At 35.4% G+C, this 11,084-nt stretch carries 13 protein-coding genes; 5 read left to right on the top strand and 8 right to left on the bottom strand.

What is annotated here, in order from left to right; all coding sequences use genetic code 11:
* Positions 1-127: 127 nt before the first annotated feature.
* The gene (gene msrA, locus DOK81_RS04075) at positions 128-673 is read left to right on the top strand and encodes a peptide-methionine (S)-S-oxide reductase MsrA (protein ID WP_206908566.1); all 546 of its coding nucleotides are present in this window, start codon (positions 128-130) and stop codon (positions 671-673) included.
* A 65-nt stretch (positions 674-738) separates the two neighbouring features.
* On the opposite strand, the gene DOK81_RS04070 is transcribed toward msrA, so the two are convergent.
* On the bottom strand, positions 739-1,419 hold the full coding sequence (locus DOK81_RS04070; RefSeq protein WP_206908557.1) for an A24 family peptidase: 681 nt from the start codon (positions 1,417-1,419) through the stop codon (positions 739-741).
* 221 nt (positions 1,420-1,640) lie between these two features.
* Here DOK81_RS04070 and DOK81_RS04065 point away from each other — a divergent pair, with 221 nt between their 5' ends.
* Entirely contained in the window at positions 1,641-2,108 is a 468-nt protein-coding gene (locus DOK81_RS04065; RefSeq protein ID WP_067484481.1) for a Dps family protein, read from the top strand.
* Between the two features lie 110 nt (positions 2,109-2,218).
* On the opposite strand, the gene argH is transcribed toward DOK81_RS04065, so the two are convergent.
* Both argH and DOK81_RS04055 read right to left on the bottom strand, forming a co-directional pair.
* Positions 2,219-3,613, bottom strand: a complete 1,395-nt coding sequence (gene argH, locus DOK81_RS04060; RefSeq protein ID WP_206908539.1) for an argininosuccinate lyase — start codon at positions 3,611-3,613, stop codon at positions 2,219-2,221.
* Positions 3,614-3,698: 85 nt separating this feature from the next.
* Positions 3,699-4,913, bottom strand: a complete 1,215-nt coding sequence (locus tag DOK81_RS04055) for an argininosuccinate synthase (protein WP_206908537.1) — start codon at positions 4,911-4,913, stop codon at positions 3,699-3,701.
* 379 nt (positions 4,914-5,292) lie between these two features.
* Here DOK81_RS04055 and rplM point away from each other — a divergent pair, with 379 nt between their 5' ends.
* Positions 5,293-5,721, top strand: coding sequence for a 50S ribosomal protein L13 (gene rplM / locus DOK81_RS04050; RefSeq protein WP_306294856.1), 429 nt, complete (start codon positions 5,293-5,295; stop codon positions 5,719-5,721).
* Between the two features lie 15 nt (positions 5,722-5,736).
* Positions 5,737-6,129, top strand: coding sequence for a 30S ribosomal protein S9 (rpsI, locus tag DOK81_RS04045; protein ID WP_067484493.1), 393 nt, complete (start codon positions 5,737-5,739; stop codon positions 6,127-6,129).
* 128 nt (positions 6,130-6,257) lie between these two features.
* On the opposite strand, the gene DOK81_RS04040 is transcribed toward rpsI, so the two are convergent.
* The 5 genes from DOK81_RS04040 to DOK81_RS04020 form a co-directional block, all read right to left on the bottom strand.
* On the bottom strand, positions 6,258-7,454 hold the full coding sequence (locus tag DOK81_RS04040; protein WP_206908535.1) for a tyrosine-type recombinase/integrase: 1,197 nt from the start codon (positions 7,452-7,454) through the stop codon (positions 6,258-6,260).
* 79 nt (positions 7,455-7,533) lie between these two features.
* Positions 7,534-7,812 carry a helix-turn-helix domain-containing protein gene (locus DOK81_RS04035; RefSeq protein ID WP_206908532.1) on the bottom strand — a complete coding sequence of 93 codons (279 nt, stop codon included), beginning with the start codon at positions 7,810-7,812 and terminating at the stop codon, positions 7,534-7,536.
* Positions 7,813-8,448: 636 nt separating this feature from the next.
* A complete protein-coding gene (locus DOK81_RS04030) occupies positions 8,449-9,018 on the bottom strand; it encodes a Rep family protein (protein ID WP_206908529.1) in 570 nt (189 codons plus the stop codon).
* A gap of 262 nt (positions 9,019-9,280) precedes the next feature.
* On the bottom strand, positions 9,281-9,694 hold the full coding sequence (locus DOK81_RS04025; RefSeq protein ID WP_206908526.1) for a hypothetical protein: 414 nt from the start codon (positions 9,692-9,694) through the stop codon (positions 9,281-9,283).
* Positions 9,695-10,117 (bottom strand): hypothetical protein, encoded by a 423-nt coding sequence (locus DOK81_RS04020; protein WP_206908524.1) that lies wholly within the window; start codon positions 10,115-10,117, stop codon positions 9,695-9,697.
* Positions 10,118-10,294: 177 nt separating this feature from the next.
* Between DOK81_RS04020 and DOK81_RS04015 the strand changes: the two genes are divergently transcribed.
* Positions 10,295-11,014 (top strand): hypothetical protein, encoded by a 720-nt coding sequence (locus tag DOK81_RS04015; protein WP_206908520.1) that lies wholly within the window; start codon positions 10,295-10,297, stop codon positions 11,012-11,014.
* The last annotated feature ends 70 nt before the right edge of the window (positions 11,015-11,084 follow it).

Raw genomic sequence — 11,084 nt, 5'->3', positions numbered from 1 at the left:
TAAAGTCCATCTTTTAAAATATACCCCCAGAGGGTAAGCGCGATTAACAATATTTTTTTGGTTTCAAGCAAAATAATGTTCCTTTTCTTAGAAATGAGTATGATAAAGAAAAGGGAGATGATATAAAATGACAAGTAAAACGAAAACAGCAGTTTTTGCTGGCGGATGTTTTTGGTGCATGGTAAAGCCTTTTGATACGCAACCAGGGATTATTTCCGTCACTTCTGGTTACACTGGCGGACATGTTCCAAATCCAACGTATGAACAAGTAACGACGGGGACAACAGGACACACAGAAGCTGTAGAAATTGAATATGATCCGGAAATCATCAGTTATGAACAATTACTGGATATTTATTGGCAACAAACAGATCCAACGGATGCATTAGGACAATTTGCTGATCGAGGAGACTCGTATCGACCAGTTATTTATTATGGAAGTGAAGAAGAACAACGACTAGCTGAAGAATCTAAGCAACGATTGGAAGCGAGTGGTCGATTTGAACAACCGATTGTAACTAAAATTGAACCAAAAGTAACTTTTTATCCGGCTGAAGAATATCATCAAGACTATTACAAAAAAAATCGTGTACATTATAATTTATATCGTGAAGGTTCTGGACGCGCTGGTTTTATCCGAAAAAAGTGGTCAGATAAGGTATCTAAAAAATAACGAAAATAATTTCTATTTGGAATAATTGCTAATAAAAAACGATGACTCTGGTCATCGTTTTTTATTTACTTGCTGCTTAAAACAATAATTAATCCCATAGTTAGAAAAGGGATAAAAGGTAGATGCACCAGTTGTTTACGATAACACACATAATAGAAAACAAAGTATGTTACGCCTAGCAAGCTAGCGACAAATAGTAATTGAGCTAAGGAAACTAATGACAATCCACCACTCCAACAAATCAGTAGTAAACAATCCCCTATTCCTAATGATCTAGGCACAAAAGATAAAATCAAACACATAACAAAAATGACTAGGAGAACACTCTTCCAATGAAAATTGGCATTCAAAAACCAAGATAACCACAAGATTCCCCACATGAGATAAAGAAGTAAAGAATCAATTAACAGATAAAAGATATCCATTAGACTTAGCAGAAAAGCCATGCTAATCCAAAATAAAAGAAGAAGATCCCATGAATAAAAATAAAAATGCCAGCTAAATAATGCGCCACAAACTACCTCGGCTAAAAAATAACTAATTGGTAATTTACAATGGCAATAACGGCAGTGAAAATTTTGCCAAAGTATTGATAATAAAGGAATTAACTCATACCAAGCTAAACGTGTTTGACAGTGATTGCAATGTGAGCCAGGCGATAGAATGGATTCGTTAATAGGAATCCGTTGTGCAACTAAACAAAAGAATGACCCGAAACAACTACCAAGAATAAAATGAAGTATCATCTGATTTGCTCCTTTCTAAAATGAAATACGCAAAGTGATAAGCAGAAAATTATTTAGTTAAAATCATCGAAAAGCAAATGATATATCATTTGCTTTTCGATGATTTTTATGATTTAAAGATTACTTGGATGAAAATCATTCTCAGGTAATTGGTTTTAGTGTACATTTAATTGAAAATTGACTATGATTTTATATGTAAACAAATGTAGGGAGGTAACAAAATGAAATTTCCAAAAACAAAAGAAGTATTGAACCAATTAGTTGCAGATTTAAGTCAAATGTCTGTTGTTGTGCATCAAACACATTGGTACATGAGAGGTCCAGGTTTCCTTACTTTGCACCCAATGATGGACGAATTCATGGATGATCTAAATGATCAATTAGATGAGATCTCAGAACGTTTGATCACCCTTGATGGCGCACCTTACTCAACATTACGTGAGTTTGCAGACAATACAAAAATTTCTGATGAAGTAGGTCGTTGGGACCGTACGATTCCAGAACGTTTAGAAACATTAGTGAAAAATTATCGTTATCTAGCTGATCTTTACCAAAAAGGAATTGAAGTTTCTGGTGAAGAAGGCGACGATCCTACACAAGATATCTTTATTGAATTTAAAACAGCAACTGAAAAACGCATCTGGATGATCCAAGCACATCTTGGAAAAGCTCCAGAAATTGATGCTTAGAAATTTATTTCTATAATAATAGAAGAAAAAGACACGCAACTCATTAAGTTGTGTGTCTTTTTGTGTGGAAGAAGGGAGCCCTATGCATTACTAACCTTTCGCAAAGCAATTCAGGACAAGGGAACGATCTCAGATGCTAATTGAGAAAATGCGTAGTCGATTTGTGCTCTTACTTGGTCAAAGCCAGTTCCACCTTCGGAATGTCTTCTTTGAACGGCTGCTTCTGACCGTAAAGTATCGTAAATATCGTCTTCAATCAGTGAACTGATGGCTTGGAATTCAGTTAATGGAATATCCTGTAAAAAATAGCCTCTTTGTGTACAATGGAGGACAAGTTTTCCGACAATTTCATGTGCTTGACGGAAAGGCATTCCTTTGGTAGCCAAGTAGTCAGCTAATTCTGTTGCATTAGAAAAATCTTGTTGTGTGGAAGCATGCATACGTGATTGATTGACTTTCATCGTTGCAATCATGCCATCCATGATCGTTAAACTAGCTAGAACTGTTTCACTTGAGTCAAACATACCTTCTTTATCTTCTTGAAAATCTTTATTGTATGCAAGTGGTAAACCTTTCATCAAGGCTAAAAGACCAAAAAGATTTCCGTAAACTCTACCTGTTTTCCCACGAATAAGTTCAGCCATATCTGGATTTTTCTTTTGCGGCATAATTGAACTTCCTGTTGAGAAAGTATCTGTCAATTCAACAAATTGAAACTCATGGCTGCACCACAAAATCAATTCCTCGCAAAAACGTGAAAGATGCATCATTAAAAGAGAACAATTACTTAGAAATTCTAAGATAAAATCACGATCACTCACAGCGTCCAAACTGTTTTGATAAATACCAGAAAAACCTAATTCTTTTGCTGAAAATTGACGGTCGATTGGAAAGGTAGTTCCAGCCAGTGCTGCACTGCCAAGTGGAGATAAATCAATTCGTTTTAAACTTTCTTCAAAACGTTCCGCATCCCTAGTCAACATCTGATAATAAGCGAGCAAATGATGGCCGAAGGAGATTGGCTGTGCATGTTGGAGGTGCGTATATCCAGGTGCAATTGTTTCAACATGTTCTTCAGCTTTCTTGACTAAAGTTGTTCGTAACTGGTGAAGTTTGGTTATTAATTCCAAAACAGTCTCCTTGAGAAAAAGATGCATATCTGTCGCGACTTGATCATTTCGGCTGCGAGCGGTATGTAACTTTCCCGCAACTGCACCAATTTCTTGATGAAGTAATGTTTCGATATTTAAGTGGATATCTTCATTTTCAATGGTGAATTGTAATTCATTTGCTGCTAATTTTTGCTGCAAAGTTTCTAAACCGGAAATAATTGCTAACGTTTCATCTGTAGTTAAAATTCCTGTATGACCAAGCATTTTGACATGAGCTAAACTGCCAAGGATATCTTGCTTTGCTAACTTCTGGTCAAAAGAAATGGATGCTCCAAATTCGTCAATCCATTGTTCACTTTCGCCTTGAAAACGACCACCCCAAAGTTTTTCCATATCTGTTCCTCCCCAAAATTATGTAAAACAATGAAGATTTCTTTTTCCTGTTATAACGTAAAGAAATCTTCATTAGCTAGTGTATTTAAATTATTTGTGACAAGTTTTCTTGTTTCGATTGTACCTCTGCGTGGACTTTAGAAGGTAATCCCCAAAGTTTGATGAACCCAATAGCTGCTTGTTGATCAAAGGTATCTGCGGATGTATAAGTAGCCAGTTCTTCACTATACAGACTATTAAATGATTTCCGCCCCTCAACAATCACGTTTCCTTTAAAGAGTTTGACCCGGACGGTCCCATTTACATAAATTTGTGTTGATTTTAGAAATTGTAACAAGGCTTCTGTTAATGGATTGAACCATAAACCATCATAAATCATTTGACTGAGCTGCTGCTCAATTAGTGGTTTAAAGTGGGCAAGCTCACGTACAAAAGTCAAATCTTCCAATTCTTTGTGCGCTTGCATCAAGACCACCGCTCCGGGACATTCATAAACTTCACGTGATTTGATACCAACTAACCGATTTTCAACATGATCAATTCGACCGATTCCATGTTTACCAGCGAGTTGATTTAAGGTCAAGATTAGTTGTGATAAAGACATCTTTTCTTGATTTAATTCAATTGGGATACCGTGTTCAAATGTTAGCTCAATCACATCGGGTAGATCTGGTGTATATTCTAAAGCAGTCGTTAACTCGTAAGCTCCTGCAGGTGGGGTGGCCCAAGGGTCTTCTAAAATTCCGCATTCACATGCACGCCCCCAAAGATTTTGATCAATTGAATAAGGATTGTCTAAATTTGCAGGAATTGGAATATCATTTGTTTTTGCATAAGCAATTTCTTCTTCACGAGACCACTGCCATTGACGAACAGGAGCGATAATTTTTAAGTCAGGTGCTAAAGCATTGATTGCAACTTCAAATCGAACTTGGTCATTTCCTTTTCCGGTACAGCCATGAGCGATGGTTGAAGCTCCTGTCATGCGAGCAAGTTCAACTAGTTTCTTCGCAATTAAGGGGCGTGAAAGGGCAGAAACTAATGGATACGATTGTTCATAGAAGGTATGTCCTTGAAGAGCAGCCAAAGCAAATTCTTGCGCAAATTCCTCTTTAGCATCAATCGCATAAGAAGCGCTAGCACCAACTTGCAATGCTTTTTCTTTGATAAAAGACGTATCTTTTCCTTCGCCGATGTCTAAACAACAAGCAATCACGTCATAGCCTTCATCCGTCAGCCACTTAATGGCAACAGATGTATCTAATCCACCGGAATAAGCTAAAATAATTTTCTCTTTCATAAAAAAACTCCCCTTACTTTGCATTCTTTTGAAAATTGATGTTTCAAATAATAGCATCATAAAAATAAAAAAGCAACACTTTTATTAAATAAATATGCATTATTTTGTAATTTAATTATTTAATATACAAAAAATAACGGAATTTAATTCCTTTTTATACAGTAATTGAAATTGGAAGTATAGAGGCAGATAGGAGAATAGATCAAAGATGTAAACTTTTGAAAAATTTTTCATGCGAGCAGAAAAACGTTGACATTATGCGAAGTAGCAGGTAATATGTTAAATGGTATTGTTTGCCCCACAAAGAGCCCCGGAAACTCGAAGTGTATGTCAAACATCAGAACTTAAATTGGAGGAAACTAACGTGCGTACAACATATATGGCCAAACCAGGCGAAGTAGAACGTAAATGGTATGTAGTAGACGCAACTGATGTTCCATTGGGACGTCTTTCAACAGTTGTTGCATCTGTACTACGTGGTAAAAATAAACCAACTTTCACACCTCATGTGGATACTGGCGATTTCGTCATTGTCATCAATGCAGATAAAGTGAAATTAACAGGTAAAAAAGCGACTGACAAAATTTATTACCGTCACAGCAACTACCCAGGTGGATTGAAATCAGTCACAGCTGGCGAATTGCGTGCTAAAAATTCTCGTCGTTTAATCGAAACTTCAGTAAAAGGAATGCTTCCTAAAAATACTTTAGGTCGCAAACAATTTACTAAATTGAACGTATATGGTGGTTCAGAACATCCACATACTGCTCAACAACCAGAAGTTTTAGATATCACAAACTTAATCTAATAGGAGGGAATTTCATTGGCACAAGTTCAATATATCGGCACAGGCCGTCGTAAAAATGCAGTTGCTCGCGTACGCTTAGTACCAGGAACTGGTAAAGTTATTGTAAACAAAAAAGATGTTGAAGAATACATCCCACATGCTGACTTGCGTGAAGTTATCAATCAACCTTTCGCTGTTACTGAAACAAAAGGCGCATATGACGTTTTTGTTAACGTAAACGGTGGAGGCTATGCTGGACAATCAGGAGCTATCCGTCATGGTATCGCTCGTGCATTGCTAGAAGTTGATCCTGACTTCCGTGCAGCTCTTAAACGTGCTGGCTTACTTACTCGTGACGCACGTATGGTTGAACGTAAAAAACCAGGTCTTAAGAAAGCTCGTAAAGCTTCACAATTCTCAAAACGTTAATTCGTTGGTATTACTGGACTTACAAGGCATCCGCTCGAAAGAGTGGGTGTCTTTTTTTCGTTTTGGTTACGAGTTTGGTTACGACTTTTTTAGTACTCGTAACCAATGAATTTTGTGAACTAACTTTCTTAAGCCTTTTGAAATTCTTTTGCTCGAATTTCTTCAAGTAAATTAACAGCTTCAATCTGTTTGGCAATGTTTGCGTGCCCGTAGACTTCACGAGTAATGTTTGAGGTTTCAGCATGACCGACAAGCGATTTTACTACAAGTTCATCATAGCCTTGATTCAGCAAATCAGAAACGAACGTATGGCGCAAACCATGAGGAATGATATGCGGTAAGCCATATTTCTTTTCTAAGGCATTCAGTTTATTGTTTAGCCAGTCTGGATGAAGCGGTTGATTCAATTCTCCCTTTTGTGTGGTATAGGTGAAAAGAAATTGTTCTTGTGTTAGTTTGATGTTAACCTGTTTTAATTCTTTAGCTTGCAATGTTTGCCATTCTTCTAATAGTTTAACGATGGAATGGTTGATTGGGACTGTACGATAGCGGTAATTATTTTTCATGCCACTGACACGTTCTCTTTTGCCTGTTATAGCGTTTTTTATTAACTTGTGGTTCATTGTGATGGTATTGTTTTGAAGATCAACATCACCCCATACAAGTGGATAGATTTCGCCTTTAATTGCACCTAGATAATAAGTTAGCGCCAGCAATGTATAAGCCATCATGCCATATTCATTTTTAATCAGTTGCAATGACCTCTGAATTGTTTCCGCAGAATAGTATTTCTTACGGCGTTTTTCTTCTTTGTTGCGCTTTAGTGTTTCGTTGACAGGCATATCAAGTAATTCAAAAGGATTCATAGCAATATACCCTTTAATCATAGCGTAACGAAAGACTTGTTTTGTATAGGAGATATTTTTCTTGAAATTGGCATGGGGTTTAATCCTTTTATCTTCATCACCGAATGCCCATAAAATCTGTAATTCTTCTAAATCGTTGTAAGTAATTTTTTTGATTTTCTTTTTGGCAAGATACGGTAAAATTTGTAAACGGAATACTGATTTTGTACCGTTTAATGTGGATTGCTCATGATGTTTTGTGACAGTGTATTTTTTCTTCCACCACTCTTGATAAACTTCTTCAAAGGTGTAATCGCCTTTTTTCGTTTTTGATTTTCCTTTTAACTTACGAAGATTCGCTTCAGCTTCCAAGATTTCAGCTTCATGTTTAGTGTCAGCATAAGCAATGTAACGAGAATTTCCCTCCCCCATGTAAATATTAATTTTAAACTTTCCAGTTTTCATTTTTGTAATTGACATAATGTAACCTACTTTCAAAAAAATAGGCAAATCGGAACGTAAAACTACTACGATCCGACTGTACCATAAATTTATTCGATTATTCGTTATGCTGATAAAGCCATTTATCTATCTCACGTTTGTCGAAACGAGTTACACCACCAACAGTGATTTTTGGAAATCCTAGAATAATCATCTTATCAAGCGTATTGTTTGAAATATGAAGGTATTTACACGTTTCGTTTTTCTTCACAAAAGGGCTTGGATCTTTAACGTCATTTTTCACACGTTCGATTTCGGAGACAGCAACACCATGTAATTGCAAGCGTATATTTTCTAGTTGCTCATCATCAATTTTTATTTGAATTAGGTTATCCATTTACGTCTCTTCCCCTTAATCCGTTCATAAATTTCATTTATCCACTCTGAATTAAGTAAATTATCCATGCAGATTTCTTTATATTTTTCTTTTAAATGATAGTTATCTTGTTTGTTCGGAACGCTTATCGAAAAATTTGTCTTTATCATTTGTTCATCGTCCATACTGAATGAAGAAATGTTGATGATGTAACTTAGTCGTCTAATGAACTGTTCTTTTGGTTCATCTTTCCCAAAATCAAAATATTTAAATGGGCTTTCTATTGTAGTTAGAATAATTAATCTTGCTGACAGTGGCTTATTATGAAATCGTCCTGAAATTGTACTTTCATTTCTCGAATCTAGTATTTTTAGCCAATCCGCAATGAGAAAACTATCTTGTTTTAGGTCATCAAACAGTATGAGCTCTTCCGCTTTATAATCGTCAACAGCATTTTTTGCACTTCCAGAATATGATCACCATTTTATACCATTGGGTTTTGCTATTTCTTTTAATCTATCAAGTATAGCCATTGCAATTGTAGTTTTTCCCAATCCTGATTTTCCATAAATAAAAATTGTTGTGAAATCAAATATTCCTAGCCTTTTATCTCGATTTGTGCGAAAAGAGTTTAGTTTTGAATACGCATCAAAAGCTTCACGAAATTTTTGCTTGTTGCTTTCGATTAAAGGTTAATCTTTTTTTGAAGTAAGCAGAATTTTTAGAGATGTAGTCTGCATAATCAAAAGTTCCAAACGTTTCGACATCATGACCGTCATATTTAAATTTATCGGGTTCGGCTTGGTGCGTTAAGTACCCTATTCGACCTAACAAACCATTTTTTCCTTTAGAACCTTTTTCAATTTGTTGAGGATGAACGAAAAATTTATAAGCAACTTCGTCTAAATCACGTTTATTTTTTAATTCGAGTAACCAATGAACATGTGGCTTTATAAAAGTTCCTGTATCGTCTTTATCCTTGTCATGAAGGACAAAAGCGATTTTAGCGATATTTCCATTGTCGGATTTCCGTAAGTCTGACAAGAACCTTGTTGCGATAAGTTCAAAAATTCTATGTTGATTTTTTCTGGAAAACTTGACTAACTCATCAAATTCACGCCTGATATTATCATCCTCAAAATTCCAAAAGGTTTCTTCAATATTGTCTTGTGCCAGTTGTTGCGTTCCGAAAAATGATTTTAACTGACTTCTTTTTGGTTGCATCATTGTTTCACGCCTTTACTATGAGCTTTTTAACTCATTAAAAATTTATAAAGCTCAAGGGTTAAATATTACCAAACCAATTACTTTCCTTATTACATGCGGTTTCTATTGACAAGCCCGAAACCGCAGGCGTTGAAATTGAGCCTTTTAATTTTAAAATACACCCTCCAAAATGAGTGAAACGAATCGGAGTCGCTACCGCTAAACACGCTTGGGCGTGTTTACTCCTGTTCCACTCATTTGGAGGGGAATTACAAGCTATTTTCTAAGCGTTATCGTCTGCATTATCAAGCATTTCTTTCAAGTTCTTTCCATGCTTTTTATATTTCATTTTAGCTTGCCACTCTTTTCTCAGAGCAATATCCTTGGTTAATTGGTCAATATCTTTCACGACAGTTAGCGGAGTCCATGCTTCATTTGGTTCTGATTCCTCTTCAGTTTTCTTGAAAACTGGTTCAGTTAGTAAAAACTCTTTTACAACATCCAATTGTCGTAAAGCCAAGTCATAACTACGTTCTCCATTTTCCAAGTAGCGAGTAACGCTTTTCATTACTTGGATTCTATCTGCAACGTAATAAACTACACTTGGAAGAAGGCTGAATCCATTAAATTTGATAGTTAGTAAATTAGCATCTTCGATTAGTTCTTTATTTGATTTGATGAGTACTTGCTTCTTCATTTACTTTTCCCCCTCATGTAAATCAGTTAAATCAACGACAAGTTTTAAGATTTTCCAACCAGAAGACGAACGAGTACTTACCCATTTCAACATAACTTTTGCTTTATGGAGTGGCAAAATGGTGTTAATCAATTCTTCTTCGATAATATTGATTAGATCATTTTCGTTGCCACTGATTTCCAATGTATTTGTTTTGAGTTGATGAATGTCTGCCCCAGATTTTTTAAGAATTTTTGCGAGGTCTGCATTGATAAACTCACATTTGATTTTTGCAACAGAACCACGGATTTCATCCTCGCCATTATAACGTGGAGCTTTTTTAGCGGATAAGATAAGTCTGCTTGATTCAGGTGCAACGTTGGCGATTATTACTTCGCTGAGTTTTGCCGTTGAAAATGGTATTAAGTTTAATTTGATATTCATGGAAATACTCCTTTTCTGCTTCAAGGCTAGCACTTGGAGCGTGTAGTTTTTTTCAAAGGTCAGCGCTGATCTTTGATGATTTTATGATAAACATAAAAAGTTCAATTTTTAATCAAGGCCTTTTTTGGTAAAATAAAAGCATAAAGTCGGGTATTGACAAATGGAGGGATGTAATGTATGAGCTATGATGAAACAAAACAATTTATTTTTCAACGAACTGTCGATAGACTAAATAAGCGAATGTTAGATAATGGAGTAAAAGATGTATATGAAATTTTAGGATTTACTTCAAAAAAAGACTACGAGCAATCATACAGGACGTGGAACGACCAAGTAATAAAAAAAATATTGAAAGGCAATATTGAAAAAAAGGGGAATCGGTTTTTATTAACACAAAACTATGCCGAATTTTTTAAGGACGCATTGGAGTTCAATACATTTCATGAGCTGTATTGGGGAACAAATGAGGAATTTGATGCTTACTGTCAAGAACTTTTCTTTTGTCTCCTTAATGACATGAAAAAAGATTCAAATAATGCACAAATTCAAGAAATCGTTTCATCAGTACTTCGATTCCAAACAAAAGAATCGATTTATTCTGCCATAAAAAACGAATTTCATGACTCTTTTTGGAAATTTACACAGGGAGAAATAACTGTTCACAATTCAAAAAAGTATAAAAAAGGTTTCGAAAAGGTAGGAAAAAAATCAAAAACAAGCCAGAATATCTACATTCATGAAGCGAACGAAATTTATGTTATAGACTCTGAAACAAGGAGACTAGGACTAATGCAAGGAGGTTCTCTGAGTTTTAAAAAAATTGATTCTTATTTACCTAAATTCGCAAATTTAGTAATGATTGGCGAACTTTCTCAAATTTTAATAAGTAGCTTGTGAAGATGTTTTATCATTAATAGTTACTTATTGTATTAAATATGATAGAATTGCAATAACTGTAAAAAGGAGA

Origin of the sequence: Enterococcus sp. DIV0660C (assembly GCF_017316125.1) — a bacterium.
Lineage (GTDB): Bacteria > Bacillota > Bacilli > Lactobacillales > Enterococcaceae > Enterococcus_B.
The sequence above is the reverse complement of the archived record's forward strand: the minus strand, read 5'-3'. Positions and strand labels throughout refer to the sequence as shown.

Excerpts from the sequence above, each read along its gene's own strand:
- DOK81_RS04020 (WP_206908524.1), bottom strand. The coding sequence starts at position 10,117 with ATGAATATCAAATTAAACTTAATACCATTTTCAACGGCAAAACTCAGC.
- DOK81_RS04055 (WP_206908537.1), bottom strand. The coding sequence starts at position 4,913 with ATGAAAGAGAAAATTATTTTAGCTTATTCCGGTGGATTAGATACATCT.
- DOK81_RS04070 (WP_206908557.1), bottom strand. The coding sequence starts at position 1,419 with ATGATACTTCATTTTATTCTTGGTAGTTGTTTCGGGTCATTCTTTTGT.
- msrA (WP_206908566.1), top strand. The coding sequence starts at position 128 with ATGACAAGTAAAACGAAAACAGCAGTTTTTGCTGGCGGATGTTTTTGG.
- DOK81_RS04015 (WP_206908520.1), top strand. The coding sequence starts at position 10,295 with ATGAGCTATGATGAAACAAAACAATTTATTTTTCAACGAACTGTCGAT.
- DOK81_RS04025 (WP_206908526.1), bottom strand. The coding sequence starts at position 9,694 with ATGAAGAAGCAAGTACTCATCAAATCAAATAAAGAACTAATCGAAGAT.
- DOK81_RS04040 (WP_206908535.1), bottom strand. The coding sequence starts at position 7,454 with ATGTCAATTACAAAAATGAAAACTGGAAAGTTTAAAATTAATATTTAC.
- rplM (WP_306294856.1), top strand. The coding sequence starts at position 5,293 with ATGGCCAAACCAGGCGAAGTAGAACGTAAATGGTATGTAGTAGACGCA.
- argH (WP_206908539.1), bottom strand. The coding sequence starts at position 3,613 with ATGGAAAAACTTTGGGGTGGTCGTTTTCAAGGCGAAAGTGAACAATGG.
- DOK81_RS04065 (WP_067484481.1), top strand. The coding sequence starts at position 1,641 with ATGAAATTTCCAAAAACAAAAGAAGTATTGAACCAATTAGTTGCAGAT.
- DOK81_RS04030 (WP_206908529.1), bottom strand. The coding sequence starts at position 9,018 with ATGATGCAACCAAAAAGAAGTCAGTTAAAATCATTTTTCGGAACGCAA.
- DOK81_RS04035 (WP_206908532.1), bottom strand. The coding sequence starts at position 7,812 with ATGGATAACCTAATTCAAATAAAAATTGATGATGAGCAACTAGAAAAT.